At 70.6% G+C, this 17,139-nt stretch carries 16 protein-coding genes and 1 pseudogene; 4 read left to right on the forward strand and 13 right to left on the reverse strand.

Translation table 11 applies throughout. The features are described from left to right. Position 1 precedes the first annotated feature (1 nt). The 5 genes from INP57_RS09285 to dop all read right to left on the reverse strand — a co-directional run bounded on the left by INP57_RS09285 (position 2) and on the right by dop (position 4,268). On the reverse strand, positions 2-394 hold the full coding sequence (locus tag INP57_RS09285; protein ID WP_200069696.1) for a VOC family protein: 393 nt from the start codon (positions 392-394) through the stop codon (positions 2-4). A 76-nt stretch (positions 395-470) separates the two neighbouring features. Next, complete coding sequence (gene prcA / locus INP57_RS09290) at positions 471-1,235, reverse strand: proteasome subunit alpha (RefSeq protein WP_200069697.1); 765 nt, start codon at positions 1,233-1,235, stop codon at positions 471-473. 71 nt (positions 1,236-1,306) lie between these two features. After that, on the reverse strand, positions 1,307-2,158 hold the full coding sequence (gene prcB, locus INP57_RS09295; protein WP_200069698.1) for a proteasome subunit beta: 852 nt from the start codon (positions 2,156-2,158) through the stop codon (positions 1,307-1,309). Between the two features lie 171 nt (positions 2,159-2,329). After that, positions 2,330-2,521 (reverse strand): ubiquitin-like protein Pup, encoded by a 192-nt coding sequence (locus INP57_RS09300; RefSeq protein WP_200069699.1) that lies wholly within the window; start codon positions 2,519-2,521, stop codon positions 2,330-2,332. A gap of 250 nt (positions 2,522-2,771) precedes the next feature. Next, complete coding sequence (gene dop, locus INP57_RS09305) at positions 2,772-4,268, reverse strand: depupylase/deamidase Dop (protein ID WP_200069700.1); 1,497 nt, start codon at positions 4,266-4,268, stop codon at positions 2,772-2,774. A gap of 145 nt (positions 4,269-4,413) precedes the next feature. Between dop and INP57_RS09310 the strand changes: the two genes are divergently transcribed. After that, positions 4,414-4,935, forward strand: coding sequence for an NUDIX hydrolase (locus INP57_RS09310; protein WP_307849980.1), 522 nt, complete (start codon positions 4,414-4,416; stop codon positions 4,933-4,935). Positions 4,936-5,079: 144 nt separating this feature from the next. On the opposite strand, the gene INP57_RS09315 is transcribed toward INP57_RS09310, so the two are convergent. Both INP57_RS09315 and arc read right to left on the reverse strand, forming a co-directional pair. Further along, the gene (locus tag INP57_RS09315) at positions 5,080-6,018 is read right to left on the reverse strand and encodes an aldo/keto reductase (protein WP_200069701.1); all 939 of its coding nucleotides are present in this window, start codon (positions 6,016-6,018) and stop codon (positions 5,080-5,082) included. A gap of 196 nt (positions 6,019-6,214) precedes the next feature. Then, positions 6,215-8,014 (reverse strand): proteasome ATPase, encoded by a 1,800-nt coding sequence (arc, locus tag INP57_RS09320; RefSeq protein WP_200069702.1) that lies wholly within the window; start codon positions 8,012-8,014, stop codon positions 6,215-6,217. A gap of 564 nt (positions 8,015-8,578) precedes the next feature. Here arc and INP57_RS09325 point away from each other — a divergent pair. Then, the gene (locus INP57_RS09325) at positions 8,579-9,271 is read left to right on the forward strand and encodes an Rv0361 family membrane protein (protein WP_200069703.1); all 693 of its coding nucleotides are present in this window, start codon (positions 8,579-8,581) and stop codon (positions 9,269-9,271) included. Positions 9,272-9,295: 24 nt separating this feature from the next. On the opposite strand, the gene INP57_RS09330 is transcribed toward INP57_RS09325, so the two are convergent. Beyond that, positions 9,296-10,126: a tRNA (adenine-N1)-methyltransferase gene (locus tag INP57_RS09330; RefSeq protein WP_200069704.1), complete on the reverse strand. Its 831-nt coding sequence runs from the start codon at positions 10,124-10,126 to the stop codon at positions 9,296-9,298. 119 nt (positions 10,127-10,245) lie between these two features. Beyond that, positions 10,246-11,388 carry a site-2 protease family protein gene (locus INP57_RS09335; RefSeq protein WP_200069705.1) on the reverse strand — a complete coding sequence of 381 codons (1,143 nt, stop codon included), beginning with the start codon at positions 11,386-11,388 and terminating at the stop codon, positions 10,246-10,248. A 276-nt stretch (positions 11,389-11,664) separates the two neighbouring features. On the opposite strand from INP57_RS09335, the pseudogene INP57_RS09340 reads away from it, so the two are divergent. Further along, positions 11,665-12,501 (forward strand): annotated as a pseudogene (locus INP57_RS09340) (RecB family exonuclease); the annotation flags it as partial. Between the two features lie 191 nt (positions 12,502-12,692). On the opposite strand, the gene INP57_RS09345 reads toward INP57_RS09340, so the two are convergent. The 3 genes from INP57_RS09345 to INP57_RS09355 all read right to left on the reverse strand — a co-directional run bounded on the left by INP57_RS09345 (position 12,693) and on the right by INP57_RS09355 (position 14,696). Next, on the reverse strand, positions 12,693-13,541 hold the full coding sequence (locus INP57_RS09345) for a VOC family protein (RefSeq protein WP_200069707.1): 849 nt from the start codon (positions 13,539-13,541) through the stop codon (positions 12,693-12,695). Positions 13,542-13,678: 137 nt separating this feature from the next. Then, positions 13,679-13,942: a phosphoribosyl-ATP diphosphatase gene (locus tag INP57_RS09350; protein ID WP_200069708.1), complete on the reverse strand. Its 264-nt coding sequence runs from the start codon at positions 13,940-13,942 to the stop codon at positions 13,679-13,681. A gap of 79 nt (positions 13,943-14,021) precedes the next feature. Next, positions 14,022-14,696: an HAD family hydrolase gene (locus INP57_RS09355; RefSeq protein WP_200069709.1), complete on the reverse strand. Its 675-nt coding sequence runs from the start codon at positions 14,694-14,696 to the stop codon at positions 14,022-14,024. Between the two features lie 310 nt (positions 14,697-15,006). Here INP57_RS09355 and INP57_RS09360 point away from each other — a divergent pair, with 310 nt between their 5' ends. Continuing rightward, positions 15,007-15,846 (forward strand): PAC2 family protein, encoded by an 840-nt coding sequence (locus INP57_RS09360; protein WP_200069910.1) that lies wholly within the window; start codon positions 15,007-15,009, stop codon positions 15,844-15,846. 47 nt (positions 15,847-15,893) lie between these two features. On the opposite strand, the gene INP57_RS09365 is transcribed toward INP57_RS09360, so the two are convergent. Beyond that, complete coding sequence (locus INP57_RS09365; protein WP_200069710.1) at positions 15,894-17,123, reverse strand: styrene monooxygenase/indole monooxygenase family protein; 1,230 nt, start codon at positions 17,121-17,123, stop codon at positions 15,894-15,896. Between the last annotated feature and the right edge of the window lie 16 nt (positions 17,124-17,139).

Raw genomic sequence — 17,139 nt, forward strand, 5'->3', positions numbered from 1 at the left:
CTCACCCGCGCTGCTCGGCACCGCTGCCGTACTCCCGGGTGAGGACTTCGAGGATGTGCCCGTTCGGGTCGTCGAAGTAGAAGCCGCGCCCGCCGTCGCGGGTGTTGATGGTGTCCGGCTCGGTGTGGTGCGGATCGGCCCAGTACTTCAGGCCGCGCTCGGTGACCCGGCCGAAGATCTCGTCGAACTCGTCGTCGCGGACGAGGAACGCGTAGTGCTGCGAGGTGATCGCACCGTCGGCCGCGGCGACGTCCAAGGTGACCGAGTTCTCCGGCTGGACCATGAGGAACGGGCCGAAGCGCTGCGGCTCGGCGAGCCCGAGCACTTCGGTGAAGAACCGCGCGGTCGCGTCCTGGTCGCGCGCGGCGACGATGGTGTGGTTGAGCTCGACCATGGCCGGTTTCCCTCCTCGGCGGGCTTTCAGGGCACCGACCACGATGCGAGTTCGACCGCGGTGGAAGTCAATGCGGCTACTTGCCGCTGCCCGACCCCTTGTCCTCGGAACCGTTCTTGTCGTCGTCCGAGCCCTCGGAGTCCTTACCGGACTCCTTCGGCAGCAGCGCTTCCAGCGCCGCACCGGAGATGCGGCGGAACGTCCGGTGCGGCCGCTCCCGCTCCAGCAACGCCACTTCGAGCTGCTTGCTGCCCAGCTCCCGGGAGTTCTCCCCACCGGACCCCAGCGCCTTCACCGCCACCTCGACGGCCGGGCCGAGCTCGAGCCCGTCGGAGAAGGAATCCTTCAACGTCGAAGTGATCGCGTCGGCCTGCCCGCCCATCACGACGTACTGCGGCTCGTCGACGATCGACCCGTCGTAGGTGAGGCGGTAGAGCTGGTCGGACTCGGCGGTGGCGCCGACCTCGGCCACGCAGATCTCCACCTCGAACGGCTTGATCTGCTCGGTGAAGATCGCACCGAGGTGCTGGGCGTAGGTGTTGGCCAGCGCGCGGCCGGTCACGTCCCGGCGGTCGTAGGAGTAGCCGCGCACGTCGGCGATGCGCACGCCGGCGACCCGCAGGCTCTCGAACTCGCTGTACCGGCCCACCGCGGCGAACCCGATCCGGTCGTAGATCTCGGAGACCTTGTGCAGCGTCGTGGACGGGTTCTCCGCGACGAACAGCACACCCCCGGCGAATTTGAGCACCACCACGCTGCGCCCCCGCGCGATGCCCTTGCGGGCCAGCTCGGAGCGCTCCCGCATCAACTGTTCGGGAGAGGTGTAGAACGGCATCGTCACAGCAGGCACTCCTGGATCGAATCGTTCGGCGCGCCGGCGCCGCGGGGGTACGACAACGTGCGGAGGCGACCTCAGCCGCCGGGGTTCTCCTGACGGCCCTGGACGACCTGCTCGGCGACCGCCGCGGCCCGCTCGTCGGAGAGCCGGACCGCGCCCTCGGCACCGGTGATCGTCACGACCGTCGGATAGATCTGCCGGGAGAGGTCGGGGCCGCCGGTGGCGGTGTCGTCGTCGGCGGCGTCGTAGAGCGATTCGACCGCGTTGCGCACCGCCGAGTCCACGTCCGCATCCGGATCGTGGCGCTTCTTCAGCGCCGATTTCGCGAACAGCGAACCGGAGCCGATGGCGTGGTAGCCGACCTCCGGATAGCGGCCGCCGGTGATGTCGTAGGAGATGATCCGCCCGGCCCGATCCGGGTCCTCCGCGGCGGTGTCGAAGCCGACGAGGATCGGAACCACCGCCAGTCCGGCCATCGCGCCCTGCAGGTTCCCGCGCAGCATCGCGGCGAGCTTGCTCGCCTTGCCGTCCAGCGAGAGCGGAACGCCTTCCAGCTTCTCGTAATGTTCCAGTTCGACCGCGAACAGTCGGCCCATCTCCAGCCCGATGCCCGCGGTTCCCGCGATGCCCGCGGCCGAGTAGGCGTCGGTGACGTAGAGCTTGTCCACGTCGCGCTGCGCGATGACGTTGCCCATCGTGGCGCGCCGGTCACCGGCCAGCAGCACACCGCCGCGGAAGGTCAGCGCGACGATCGTCGTGCCGTGCGGAGCCTCGGTGGTTCCCTCCGGCGCGGCCGCCGCCCGGTTGCCCGGGAGCATCTCCGGTGCGGTGGCCTGGAGGAAGTCGGTGAACGACGAGGACCCGGACGTGAGGTAGGCGGCGGGCAGTGCCGAACCCGGGGAGTTCCGGGCCGAGCTGGATTCCATCGGCGACATCGTCTCCTCGAAGTGACGGGCCGTCCCGGCGGCACGAGGCCGCTGCGGGGACCGTGCGGGGAGGCCCGGGCCCGGGCCTCCCCGCACTCTAATCATGATCGGGTCCTCGAGCGAAGACCGCCGGACCGTGTCATACCGGCCCGGCGGTGCCGCCCCGGGCGGTTACTCGCCGCCCTTCTGCACGTACGCCCGCACGAAGTCCTCGGCGTTCTCCTCCAGGACGTCGTCGATCTCGTCCAGGATGGCGTCGACGTCTTCGCCGAGCTTCTCGCGACGTTCCTGACCGGCGGCTTCCGGACCCGATTCCTCGTCGTCGTCCCCGCCGTCGGGCCGCTGGACCTTTTCCTGGGACATCTCGCCTCCCGGTGATCGTCCTTGGATGTCCGTCCCTCCGGATGCCGGTACCGCCACCGGTGCCGGTGCCCGATTCGCCCCGGTTAACCCGATCAGCCTCGGACGTGGTCGCCGGACAAGGACATCCTGACTGAACAGTACCCAGCAGAACCCCTGTTCGCCCACATCCGAAGGGGCGGCGTCGGATCTTTTCCCGGAGCGCGGAACCGATCCGGAGTCGTCGGTCCCGGGCTTTCCGGTGCCGGACCGTTCAGCCGCGGGTGAGCGAGTCGACGAGCTCCTCGGCGCTGGAGGCGGCCTCCAGCAGCTCGCCCACGTGCGAGCGGGTGCCGCGCAGCGGCTCCAGCGTCGGGATGCGCACCAGCGAGTCCCGGCCCAGGTCGAAGATGACCGAGTCCCAGGACGCCGCCGCGACCGCCGCCGGGTAGCGCTCCAGGCAGCGGCCCCGGAAGTAGGCGCGGGTGTCCTCCGGCGGCTCGGTGACCGCCGCGCGGACCTCGTCCTCGGTGACGATCCGGCGCATCGAACCGCGCGCGACCAGCCGGTTGAACAGGCCCTTGCCCAGCCGCACGTCGGAGTACTGCAGGTCGATCATGTGCAGCTTCGGGGACGCCCAGCCGAGGTTGCCGCGTTCGCGGTAGTTCTCCAGCAGGCGCAGCTTGGCGGGCCAGTCCAGCCGATCGGCGCAGTCCATCGGGTCGCCGCCGAGCAGGTCCAGCACCTCTCCCCAGGTTTCGAGCACTTCGCGGCCGACCTGGTCGGGGTTGGCCTCCAGGTGCTGCGCGGCCCGCTCGTGGTAGGCGCGCTGCAGGTCCAGGCCGGTGAACCGGCGCCCGTCGGCGAGCTCGACCACTTGGCGCAACGACGGGTCGTGGCTGATCGCGTGCACCGCCTGCACCGGATCGGCCAGCTTCAGGTCGTCGAAGCGCACCCCGGACTCGATCATGTCCAGCACCAGCGCGGTGCTGCCGACCTTCAGGTAGGTGGAGGTCTCGGCGAGGTTGGCGTCGCCGATGATGACGTGCAGCCTGCGGTACTTGTCGGCGTCGGCGTGCGGCTCGTCGCGGGTGTTGATGATGCCGCGCTTGAGCGTGGTCTCCAGCCCGACCTCGACCTCGATGTAGTCGGAGCGCTGGGACAGCTGGTAGCCGGGCTTCTCCCCCGCCTGACCGAGCCCGACCCTGCCGGAGCCGCACATCACCTGGCGCGACGCGAAGAACGGCGTCAGCCCGGCGATGACCGCGGTGAACGGGGTGCTCCGGGCCATCAGGTAGTTCTCGTGGGTGCCGTAGCTGGCGCCCTTGCCGTCCACGTTGTTCTTGTACAGCTGCATCTGCGCGGTGCCGGGCACGCTGGCCGCCTTGATCGCGGCCTCCTCCATGACCCGCTCACCGGCCTTGTCCCAGACCACCACGTCCCGCGGGTTGGTGACCTCGGGGGCGGAGTACTCGGGGTGCGCGTGGTCGACGTAGAGCCGGGCGCCGTTGGTGAGGATGACGTTGGCCGCGCCGAGGTCGTCGCTGTCCGAACCGTTGTTCTGCGACGCCTGCGCACCGAGGTCGAAACCACGGGCGTCCCGCAGGGGCGACTCCACTTCGTAATCCCACCGCGCCCGGCGGGCGCGCGGGATGTCCGCCGCGGCCGCGTAGGCGAGCACGATGTGGGTGGAGGTCAGCACCGGGTTGGCCGTCGCGTCGCCCGGCACGACGATGCCGTACTCCACCTCTGTTCCCATGATCCGCCGCATACCTGGAAGCCTACGGGTTCAACGGCGCTGAGCAGAGTTTCCGGCGATGTGCGTTCGGCCCCGTTACCGCGGTGGGTGGCACGCCGGTGTCTCGTGGGATTCACGTGCAGCTCTGGCACGGATGCGGTTCTGCGAGGATGGCGGCGTGGGAGCGCAGGACGAGCAGGTGGCGATCTACGAGCGCAGCGGCCGGGTCGCGGGTGCGGCGCCGCGCTGGCTGATGCGCCGCGACGGGCTTTGGCACGCGGCCTCGTCGGTCCTGGTGCTCTCACCCGACCGGGAATCGGTGTACGTGCACCGGCGCACCGACGACAAGGACGTGCACCCCGGGATGCACGACTGCTGCGCCGGGGGCGTCGTGGCGGCCGGCGAAGAGCCGGACAGCACCGCCCAGCGGGAGCTCGCCGAGGAACTCGGCATCCGGGACGCGCCGGTGCGGTTCCTGTTCCGGTCGGTGTTCGACCAGGGCACGGTCCGGTATCACGCGTTCCTGTACGAAGCGCGGTGGAGCGGGCCGATCGTGCACCAGCCCGAAGAGGTCGCCGACGGCTGGTGGATGCGCATCGCGGAACTGCGCGCCCGGCTCGCCGACCCGGCGTGGCCGTTCGTGCCGGACGGGCGCCAGTTCGTCGAGGAATGGCTGAGCTGGCGGCAGGACCACGACTAGCAGCGCGTCACATGGGCACGCCGTCGCGACCGGGACCGAACGGCACGCTCGGCGTGCGGAAACCCGCTGCCGCTGGACGGCGACGAGGTCCGGCCTGCCCAGCTGGTCGCGGCCGCTCGCGCCGCGCGACCCGCTGAAGGCTCCCTAGTGCCACGGCAGCGCCGAACGCTCACCCCAGTAGGTCGGCGCGTCCCGCGCCACCGAAGCGAGTTCCTGCAGCTCGTCGTCGGTGAGCTCCACCGAGCACGCCGCCAGGTTCGACCGCAGCTGCTCCGGCCCCGCCGGGCCGACGAGCACGACGTCCGCCCACGGCTGCGCCAGCACGTGCGCCAGCGCGACCGCGTCCGGCCCCACGCCGCGCCGTTCGGCGATGCGCGCGACCTGCTCCGGCGGATTCACCGCGAGCCGCCCGTTGGCCAGCGACTCCTTCACCAGCACCTGCCAGCCGCCGTCGTGCGCCGCGCGCAGCGCCCGTCCCGCCGAAGGTTCCAGCGAGTTCCACGTCGACTGCACCGCGCCGAACAGCTGCTGCCCGCCCGCTTCGAGCTCCCACGCGCGTTCGATCGTCTCGGCCTGCGCCGCACCGCTGGTGGAGATGCCCAGTCGCACGCCGGAATCGCGCAGCTTCGCCAGCTCCTGCTGCAACGCGGCGTCCTCGAACAGCGGGCTGTCCGTGGTCAGCGAATGCACCTGGTAGAGGTCGACGCGGTCGGTGAGCAGCTCGCGGGTCTGCGCCCACTGCTCCCGCAGGCGCTCCACCGAGTGCTCCTTGACCTCGTGCACCTCGGTCTCGATGCGCCACTCCGCGACGTAGGCGTAGCCCCACTTGCTGGAGACGGTGACGTCCTCGTGGCCGCGTTCACCCAGCCAAGCCGCCAGGAACTCCTCGGCGCTGCCGTAGGAACGAGCCGCGTCCACCCAGCGCACCCCGGCCGCGTAAGCCGCGTCCAGGACGACCGCGGTGTGCTCGCGCATCGCTGCGGCGGTGCGGTGCTCGGGCAGCGCGTCGGTGCGGCCGACGTTGATGTAAGCGGGGCGGCCCAGCGCGGCCAAGCCCAGACCGATCCGGCGCGTGGAGATCATGCTGCGAACCTAACCGCCCGCCGCCGGGATCGACACCCGGACCCCGCACACACCCGTGGCGGGCACCGGAGTCCGGCACCCGCCACGGGAACCACTCGGTTCCGTCCTTGCCGGAACCCGCTGTCTTTCTTTTAGTCAGCGGCGAAGCCGCTGAGCAGTAACCACCAAAGCAGCCAGAACAAGTCCGAAACAGTTCCTACAGGTATTGGCCGGTGTTGGTGGCCGTGTCGATCGCCCTGCCGGAGTCCTGGTTCTTGCCGCTGACCAGGGTCCGGATGTAGACGATGCGCTCGCCCTTCTTGCCCGAGATCCGCGCCCAGTCGTCCGGGTTGGTGGTGTTGGGCAGGTCCTCGTTCTCGGCGAACTCGTCGACGATCGCGTCCTGCAGGTGCTGGACCCGCAGGCCCGGCTGCCCGGTGTCGAGCACCGACTTGATCGCGGACTTCTTCGCCCGGTCCACGATGTTCTGGATCATCGCCCCGGAGTTGAAGTCCTTGAAGTACAGGACCTCCTTGTCCCCGTTGGCGTAGGTGACCTCCAGGAACCGGTTCTCGTCGGTCTCGGCGTACATCCGCTCGACGGTGGTCTGGATCATCGCGTCCACGCAGGTGTCCTGATCGCCGCCGAACTCGCGCAGGTCCTCCTCGTGGATCGGGAGTTCCTTGGTCAGGTACTTGGAGAAGATGTCCTTGGCCGACTCGGCGTCCGGCCGCTCGATCTTGATCTTCACGTCGAGCCTGCCCGGCCGCAGGATCGCCGGGTCGATCATGTCCTCGCGGTTGGAGGCGCCGATGACGATGACGTTCTCCAAGCCCTCGACACCGTCGATCTCGGACAGCAGCTGCGGCACGATCGTGGTCTCCACGTCGGAGGAGACGCCGCTGCCGCGGGTGCGGAAGATCGAGTCCATCTCGTCGAAGAACACGATCACCGGGGTGCCCTCGGAAGCCTTCTCCCTGGCCCGCTGGAAGATCAGCCGGATGTGCCGCTCGGTCTCGCCCACGAACTTGTTCAGCAGCTCGGGGCCCTTGATGTTCAGGAAGTACGACTTCGCCTGGCCGTCGTCGTCCCCGCGGGCCGCGGCGACCTTCTTGGCCAGGGAATTCGCCACCGCCTTGGCGATCAGCGTCTTCCCGCAGCCGGGCGGGCCGTACAGCAGCACGCCCTTCGGCGGCTGCAGCTGGTATTTCACGTAGAGCTCGGAGTGCAGGAACGGCAGCTCCACGGCGTCCCGGATCTGCTCGATCTGGTTGCCGAGGCCGCCGATGTCGAGGTAGCCGACGTCCGGCACCTCCTCCAGCGTGAGGTCCTCGACCTCCGCCTTCGGCACGGTGTCGTAGGCGTAGCCCGCCTTGCTGTCGACCAGCACCGAGTCGCCGGAGCGCAGCCCCAGGTCGAACAGCGGTTCGGTCAGCCACACCACGCGTTCCTCGTCGGTGTGGCCCTGCACCAGCGCACGCGGCAGGCCGGAGCCGTCGCCGCCGCTGGAGGGCAGCACCTCGCGGAAGGTGCACACTTCACCGATCTGCTCGAAGGCACCTTCCTCCACCACGGTCAGCGCCTCGTTGAGCCGGACCGATTGGCCCAGTTTCAGTTGTTCGACGTCCACGTTCGGCGACACCGCCACGCGCATCTTGCGACCGGAGGTGAACACGTCGACCGTGCCGTCTTCGAAGCGGGTCATGAAGGTCCCGTAGCCGCTCGGTGGCTGCGCCAGCCGGTCGACCTCCTCGCGCAGGGCCGTGAGCTGGCCGCGCGCTTCCTTCAGGGTCTCGGTGAGTTTGGCGTTCCGTTCGGTGAGCTGGCTCACCCGCTCGGATGCCTCGGCCAGCCGCTTTTCCAGCAACCGGGCCTGTTGGGGGGATTCGTTGAGCTTTCGGCGCAGCAATGCCACTTCGTCTTCGAGCAGACGGACCTGGCTTCGCAGCTCGGTCTGGTCACCGGGCTGCTGCTCGCCGCCCTCCTCAGGCTGGCTGCCGGGACGGTCGTGCTGCATGTCGGCACCCTCCTCCCGTGCTCGTACCACCACGGTACCGGCGATCACCGACGACGGCGGCGTCGTGATTGCCCGCCGGATCCGCCAGCGTGCCACAAAAATCGGCGAATACCCATGACTTCGCAGCGGCCACCGAGCACGCCCGGGCGCGGCGGGCGCGGCGGCCGACCACGGTGTGCTCACGATCATGGTCCGTTCGGTGCGGGTGCCGCTGTGCGGTCCCGGCCGGACTCGGCGCCGAACCCACGAGTTTTCCGCTCCGCCACGGCATTTCGGACGGGATGGCGGCATCCGGGTGTCCGGGAGCCGACAACCGGGTGTCGTTGGAGTGCCGACGCGCACGGGCGTGTCGGCGAATCGTCACAGCTCCCACCATTTGGAACACAGCGCTGCTGCGACCGGCCCAAACCTCGGTCCACGAGATCCTCGTGTAGGACATCTCACGCCCAGCGGGTTGATCGGCTCCGCTCTTGGGCGCCTCCCCGCTCTGGTCTACTTGCCTAGCCGCACACCGGGCGCACCGCACCGGACGCCGTTGTGCCCGGACGACCCCTGGGGGTGGACATGACCTATCCGCCGCAGCAGCCCGACCCGGGCGGGTGGGGCCGGCGAGCCGCTGAGGACGCGGACGAAGATGCGCCGGAATCGCAGCAGCAGCCCGCCTTCTACGGCAACCAGCACGCCGGGTTGCCGAAGGGGCCGATCACCGGAAACCCCGCGCAGCCGGGACAGCAGCCGTTCCCGCCGCCGCAACACGCGCAGTTCGGCGGTCCGCAACCGTCGTTCCCGCCCGCACCGGACTGGGAGAACTTCGGCGCGCAGGACCGCGAACCGTTCCCGGACATCGAGGCGGAGCCGCGCGGGCGCCGCCGGCTGCCGTGGGTGCTCGGCGGCGCCGGGGTGCTGGTCGTGGCGGCGGCGGTGGTCGGCGGGCTGCTCCTGTTCGGCGGCGACGATCCCGGCGAACCCCGGCCGGTCGCCCAGGACATGGTCGACAAGGTCAACGCGGGCGACTTCGGCGCGCTCGGCTCCTCGTTGTGCGAGTCCAACCGGGCCGAACTCGACCAGCAGCTCGGGCAGCTCTCGCAGGGCCGGTTCGAGCTGCGGCTCGGCCCCGTCACCGCGCAGGGGCGGCAGGCCCGCGCCGAACTGACCGGGACCTACGAGCTGGACGGGGCGCGGATACCGGTGGCCCAGGCGCTGCTGCTGGAGGTCGAGGACGGCCGGTGGAAGGTGTGCAGGCTCGGGGCTCGATGAGCCGGGTCGTGATCGTGCGCGGCGTCAGCCCTTGCTCGGCCTGCGTTGCGGGCGCGGTGGCGTGACACCGTCCGCCAACCGCCGGGTGACCAGCAGGAACGCGGTGTGCGCGACCATCCGGTGTTCGGGCCGCACGGCCATGCCCACGACGTGCCAGGGACGCAGCATCGTCTCCCAGGCTTGCGGCTCGGTCCAGCACTGCTGCTCGCGCAGCGCCTCGGTGACCCGGGAGAGCTGTGTCGTGGTGGCCACGTACGCCACCAGGACACCGCCGGGGACGAGCTTGTCGAACACGGTGTCCAGCACGTCCCACGGGGAGAGCATGTCCAGCACGACGCGGTCCACCTGGCCGCCGTCGTAGTCGGTGAGGTCGGCGACCCGCAACGTCCAGTTCTCCGGGACCTCGCCGAAGAACTTGCGCACGTTGCGCTCGGCGTGCTCGGCGTGGTCCGCGCGGACCTCGTAGGACGTCACGCTGCCCTCGTCGCCCACGGCACGCAGCAGCGAGCACGTGAGCGCGCCCGAACCCGCGCCCGCTTCGAGCACCCGCGCGCCGGGCCGGATGTCGCCCCACATGAGGATCTGCGCGGCGTCCTTCGGGTAGATCACCTGAGCACCGCGCGGCATGGACAGCACGTAGTCCGCCAGCAGCGGCCGCACCGCCAGGAACGAAGTGCCACCCGCGGAGGTCACCACCGAGCCTTCCGGACTGCCGATGAGGTCGTCGTGCGCCAGCACGCCGCGGTGGGTGTGGTACTCGCCGCCCTTCTCCAGGACGACGGTGTAGCGGCGGCCCTTCGGGTCGGTCAACTGGACCCGGTCGCCGGGTTCGAACTCACCGCTGACGGTGCTCACGTGCGTCGGACCTCCATGTGCGCAAGAAGGGAAAAGCCGCCGGCCGGTGAGATCCACGGCGGCGGGTACGGCGGACCATCGTCGCAGAGGGGTGCGCCGGGCTCTTGCGCGCGCCCCGCTCACTGCCTGCGTCTGCGGGCGTTGAGCGCGTTGCGCACGTCCTCGCGGCGCAGCACCCCGCAGGGCCGCCCCTCGGAATCGATCACCAGGAACTGCCAGGCGCGCACGGTGCGCACCCGCTCCAGCACGGCTTCGCCGGATTCGCTGTAGAGCAGGATGGTGTCCGGTTCGACGGGTTCGGCGGCGCGCTCGGCTGGATCCTGCGGCGAACGGGTGGCCAGCCGCTCGGCAGCGGTCTGGTCCAGCAGGCCGACCGCGATGCCGTCGGCGCGCACCAGCACGACGCCGCGCCCGGCCGCGGCGACCAGCGCGTCGCCGACCGGGCTCTCCGCGGGCAGCTGCAGCACCGGCCGCATCAGCTTGGGCAGGGACAACCTCGTCGGGCGGCTCTTGCGGTGTTCCGAGGAGTGCTCCGCGCTCGCCCCAGCCACCACGAACCAAGCCATCAACACGGACACGGCCAGCCGCAGCCATTGGTCGCCGGTGTTGCTCAGCAGGCCCACGAGCGCGTAGACGAGCAGCGCCGCGGCCACCAGACCGGCGCCCACGACACCCGCGTTGGTGCCCGTGTGCCGGTTGCCCGTCATCGCCCACAGCAGCGCGCGCAGCATCCTCCCGCCATCCAGCGGCAGCCCCGGCAGCACGTTGAACAGCGCCACGACCAGGTTCGCCACGCAGGTCTGCGCGATCAGCAGCCACACCGCCCCGTGCGGCGTCACCGCGAACCAACCGATCCCGGTTGCCGCGGCCAACAGCAGGGAGACCGCGGGACCGGCCGCGGCCACCAGACCTTCGTGCCCCGGCTTCGACGGTGCGCGGGTGATCTCGGAGATGCCGCCCAGCAGGAACAGCCGCACCCGGCTCACCGGTAGCCCGAGCCGCAGCGCCACCACGCAATGGCCCAACTCGTGCAGCAGCACCGAAGCTCCCAGCAGCACGGTGAACACGGCGGCGATCAGCGCGCTGGTCAACGTTGTCGCCTGCGGGAGGATGTGCCCGACCAGCGGGGTGTAGAGCAGCACGATCAGCACGGCGCCGAGCCACCACGACGGCGACAGCAGCACCGGCACACCGGCTACCCGGCACAGCAGCAGACCGCCGTCGCCGGATGCGGAGCGGCTGCGGGCGTTGGTGGCGGGCATGGCCGAAAGGGTAGAACGGCCGCGGTGAACCGCCGGTGATCCGGCGTGCTTGGGATCTTGTCGGGGCGCTGATCTATCGTGCGGACCATGTCGGAACCGGCCCGGACCAGCACAGCTACGCAGGACAGCACGCAGCGGGACGGTGCTCGCCCGGATGATCCGTGCGCGGGCGGTCCTCCCTCGGGCGGCCCTTCGTCGAGCGATGCTGCCGCGGATCACCGCTCGCCGGACGTCGAGAACTCCGGCACGCCGGGGGCGGCCCAGCGGACGTCCTCCGGAAGGCGGCGCCCCGCGCTCTCGCCCTCGCGAGCGGGCGATTTCAAGCAGTGCCCCCTGCTCTACCGCTTCCGCGTGGTCGACAAGCTGCCGGAGCAGCCGACGCGGGCCCAGGTCCGCGGCACGGTCGTGCACTCCACCCTGGAGCGGATGTTCGCGCTGCCGACGGCCGAACGCGACGCCGAGCACGCCCGCGACCTGCTCGAACCGGCATGGGAGGAGTTGCTGGCCGAGCAGCCCGAGCTCGGTGCGCTGTTCACCGACGACCCGGAGCTGACGAAGTGGCTCGGCTCGGCGCGCAAGCTGGTGGACTCCTACTTCGAGCTGGAGGACCCGCGCAGGCTGGAGCCGGAGGCGTGCGAGCTGCGAGTGGAGACCGAGCTGGACTCCGGGCTGCTGCTGCGCGGCTTCATCGACCGCGTCGACGTGGCTCCGACCGGCGAGATCCGGCTGGTCGACTACAAGACCGGTGCGGCCCCGCGGGAGATCGGCGAGGCCAAGGCCATGTTCCAGATGAAGTTCTACGCGCTGGTGCTGTGGCGCACTCGCGGCGAGATCCCGCGCCAACTGCTGCTGATGTACCTGGCGGACAAGCAGTCGCTGGCCTACACCCCCGACGAGGCTGAGCTGCGCAGGTTCGAGCGCACGCTGGAGGCGATCTGGCAGGCGATCCTGCGGGCCGGGCGCACCGGGGACTTCCGGCCGAGCCCCAGCAAGCTGTGCGACTACTGCGACCACAAGGCGCTGTGCCCGTCGTTCGGCGGCACCCCGCCGCCGTACCCGGGCTGGCCGGAACCGGATCCTGGGCAGGAGACCGCGCTGGACCGCGCCGACTGATCTCTCCGCGGTCGGCGAACGCGGCCGAGTGCGGCGAGCTCCCAGCAAGCGGCCCGGCAGCGGGGCGGTTCCGCTACCGGGCCGAACGTGCCCGCTCGTCTTTTCAACTGTCCTGGGATTGTTCGGCTCCGGACGCCGGTCCGGTTCCGCCGGCCGAGCAAAACGAGCTCAACGGACGAGCACTTGCGAGCTCAGTCGTCGTACGGGTCGAAGTTGGCGGCGCTGTCGAACCAGTCGGTGGCCTGCGTGCCGTCCACCACCGCGAACCGCGCGCCCGTCGGGTCCCGCAGCACCGCGACCCGCCCGATGCTGGAACCGTACGGGTCGACGCGGATGCGCCCGCCGAGGCCGACCGCCCGGTGCACCAGCTCGTCGACGCCCTCTTCCGCGTCCGCGCCCAGGTACACCAGCCAGTGCGGCCGGGTGCTGGGCGTGAGGTAGTCGCGGATCATGCTGACCCGCGCCAGCACCGACTCGTCGGCCAGGTACCACACGGAGTAGTTGGAGCGGTTCTCCGCGCCGAACTGCTCGGCGGTGTAGCCGAACATCGACTGGAAGAACGTGTCCGCGGCCTGCGCCTTGATGGTGACCAGTTCGGCCCACATCAGCGTGCCCGGCAGCCCGACGTCGAACTGCCAGGACTCCGCCGGGGTCAGCAGCCCGAACTCGGCATCGGCGGGGCCGAGCAGCACCGCCTTCGAGCCGATGCCCGGCACGTGCGTGATCGGCACGGCGAGCTCGGCGCCGTGCCGTTCGGCTTCTTCGGTACTGGCGTGCACGTCCTGCACGGCGAGGAACAGCCGCCACACCGAATGGTCCGCGGCGGACCGCCGGATGCTGGCCACCGGGAAGCCTTCCCGGGAGGCGATGATGTGCTCGCCTCGCTGCCCCTCGTCGTGCACCGTGTAATCCCAGCCGAACAGCCCGGCGTAGAACTCGCACGCCTGGTCCACATCGGTGGTCGCCAGCTCGATCCAGCACGGCATTCCTGCGAGCAGCTCCCACCGCGGAGCCGCCGATCCCGGCTGCACGACGGACATTTCGCTCACCCCCGACTCTCTTCCCCCGGCTCCATGATCGTCTGAGCCCATTATGGCGCAGTGATCGCCGCGGGCGGGCCGACACGACGCGATCGGATCAACGCGATGCGCGGAAACGGCCTACCGGGCTGAGGAACTCACAGGTACCGGTAGACGTCCTGCGGGGTCAGGCCGCGGGCGAGCATCACGACCTGCAGCCGGTACAGCAGCTGGGAGATCTCCTCGGCGAGGGCCGCATCGGACTCGTGCTCGGCCGCGAGCCACACCTCACCGGCTTCCTCGATGACCTTCTTGCCCTGCGCGTGCACCCCGGCGTCCAGCGCGGCCACGGTCGCCGAGCCGTCCGGGCGGTTGCTTGCGCGGTCCTGGAGCTCGCTGAACAGCTCGTCGAAGGTCTTCACGAGCGCTGATCCTCGCATTCGGCGGGCGGGCGGACCACAGCCACCTCACCACCGGGCAGCCCGCAGCACCCGGCAGCCCTCACGCGCCGGGCAGCAGCGCACCCAGCGTGCGCACGTCGAGCCCTTCGAGGCTTTCGCGCACCACGCGCCGCTCCCCCGGTTCCAGCGGCACCTCGCACGGCACCGCCAGCACCGTGCACCCGGCGGCGACGGCCGCGGCCACACCGGTCGGCGAGTCCTCCACCGCGACGCACCGGGCGGGGTCCACGCCGAGCAGCCGGGCCGCCCGCAGGTAGGGCTCCGGGTCCGGCTTGTTGCGCCCGCCCACCTCGTCGCCGCAGACGGTGACCTCGAAGGAGTCCCTGCCGAGGGTGTCCAGCCCGATCTCGGCCAGCGAGCGGATCGTGGAGGTCACCAGCGCGGTCGGCACGCCGAGCGCGCGCACGCCCGCCAGCGCCTCCTGCGCACCCGGCCGCCACGGCAGACCGCCGCGGAACAGTTCGGCGCTGCGGGCTTCGACCCAGTCGGCGGCCGCGGCCACCTCGGCCTCGGTGGTGCTCAGGCCGAGGGCTTCCAGCAGGATCCGCATGCTGGTGCTCATGTTGGAGCCGACCATGGTCTCCCGGGTGGCCAGGCTGAGCTCGCCGCCGCGGTAGGTCGCGTAGTCGCCCAGCGCGATGCTCCACAGCTTTTCGGAGTCGACCAGGGTGCCGTCCATGTCGAACAGGACGGCGGCGGGGGCGGTATCAGTCATCGCGGCCGGTTCCCGGCGTGCTCGCAGTTGCCACGCGTCCCAGTAGAGCAAAACCCCGCGGGACCTTGACAAGGAAGGTGGCCGATCCCTCCGGCGGCGGCGCGTGTCCGGTTGCGGGATGTCGGGCGCTGCGGTTCGCGATAGGTCGTAGGCTGACACGGTGAACGATCGCGAACCACGCTCCGCAGACCCGGTGGACCGGACCGAAGGGAGCCCCACAGCGGCCAGCGAGACCGGGACCGGCACGAACGGCGCCGGCGAGACCGAGGCCGATCGGAACGGCACCGGACCGGCCAAACCGGACGGCCCGGTGGCGATCTTGGGCTTTGAAGGATGGAACGACGCAGGCGACGCCGCCAGCTCCGCGATCGAGCACCTGGAACTGACCTGGGACGCCGACCCGCTCACCGAGATCGACCCGGATCCGTACTACGACTTCCAGGTCTCCCGGCCGACGGTGAAGCTGATCGACGGCGTCACCCGCCAGGTGACCTGGCCGACCACGCGGCTGTCGGTGTGCAGGCCGCCGGGTGCCGACCACGACGTGCTGCTGGTGCACGGCATCGAGCCGAACATGCGCTGGAACGCGTTCTGCTCCGAACTGCTCGGGCACCTCAACGAAGTAGGCGTGCGCACGGTGGTGTCGCTGGGCGCGCTGCTGGCCGACGCGCCGCACACCCGGCCGGTGCCGGTGACCGGCACCGCCTACGACGCGGATGCGGCCGCGCACTACGGGCTGGAGCGGTCCCGCTACGAAGGCCCGACCGGCATCGTCGGCATCTTCCAGGACTCCTGCGTGCAGGCGGGCATCCCGTCGATCGCGTTCTGGGCGGCGGTGCCGCACTACGTCTCGCAGCCGCCGTCGCCGAAGGCCACGCTGGCGCTGCTGCACCGCGTGGAGGAGACGCTGGACCTGGAGGTGCCGCTGGGCAACCTGCCGGACCAGGCGGAGGAGTGGGAGACCACGGTCAGCGAGATGGCCGAGGAGGACGAGGACGTCCGCAACTACGTCCGCGCGCTGGAAGAACGCGGAGACGCCGAGGTGAAGCTGACCGAGACCAGCGGTGACGCCATCGCCGCCGAGTTCGAGCGCTACCTGCGCCGCCGCGGCCCCGGCGGCAAGGGACCGCTCGGCCCGGGACCGGGCTGACTTCAGGCGAGAACGCCCTCCGCGCGGAGGGCGTTCTCGCGTTCAGCTCACGCCACGGAGGCCAGGTACCGGTCGGCCAGCTCCGGGTCGAACAGCCACTCGGCGAAGGTCGAGGGATCGTCGAAGCCGTTCACGAACCGCCCGGCCACTTCGTCGCTGTGCTGCGCCGCGCCCAGGATCCGCATCATGTGCTCCGGCAGCGGTTCCAGCATCGCGTTCGTCCACCTCGTCACGTGCGCCGCGTAATCCCAGTACCGCTCGAAGGTGGTCCGCATCCAGTCCGCGTCGAACGGTTCCGCGCCGCGTTCGACGATGCTGTGCTGGAACGACGCCGCGCACTTGGCGGCGTTGTTGGAGCCCTGCCCGGTGATCGGGTCGTTCGCCACGACCACGTCGGCCATGCCGAGCACCGCCCCGCCGGAAGGCAGCCGGCCGACCGGTTTCCGCACCACCGGCGTGTAGCCGCCGGTCAGCGTGCCGCGGGCGTCGGTGAGTTCGGCGCCCGCGAAGCGCTCGTACTCCCAGGGGAAGTACTCGCGCATCAGCCCCAGCATCCGCTGCCAGTGCTCGGCCGGCTCCGGGCGGTCCCGGAAGGAGTCCAGCGCGCCGCCGGGGACGGCCTCGAAGAACGGGATCTCGCAGGGCCCGCTGAAGGTGTAGCCGGGGATCACGAACAGCTCTCCCACCCCCGGGCACGGGTTGAACCGCACCGCGTCGCGGTCCGGGTGCTCCGGGCGCCGCCCCGCGCCGTGCACGTAGGAGACCGTGAGCATCCGCTGCGGCGAGGTGAACCTGCAGCGTTGCGGATCCCGGTCGAACAGCTCGACCAGTTCGCCCTTGCCCGCGGCGACCAGCACCAGTTCGTAGTGCTCGGTGAGCCGGTCCAGGTCGGCGGTGGTCACGCCGTGGTAGATCACCTTGCCGCCGCGGTTTTCCAGCAGCTCCAGCCAGCCCGCCATCTTCACCCGCTGGTCCACGGACTGCGCGTAGCCCGCCAGCAGCCCGACCCATTCCAGCGCGCGGGAACCGTCCGGGCCGCCGACCGAGACCCCGACTCCGGTGACCTTCGGCGTCTGCTCCTCCCAGAGGTTCAGCCCGAGGTCGCGTTCGTGCTGCAAGGCGTTGTGGAACATGCACTGGGTGGAGGTCACGCGGCCGTTGCGGATCTCTTCCGGGGTGCGCGCGGACATCACGGTCACGTCGTAGCCCTGGTCGTTGAGCCCGAGCGCCAGTTGCAGCCCGGCCTGCCCGGCACCGACGATCAGTATCTTGCGCATCGCCTACTCGTCCTCC

The organism is Saccharopolyspora galaxeae (assembly GCF_016526145.1).
GTDB classification, from domain to species: Bacteria; Actinomycetota; Actinomycetes; order Mycobacteriales; family Pseudonocardiaceae; genus Saccharopolyspora_C; species Saccharopolyspora_C galaxeae.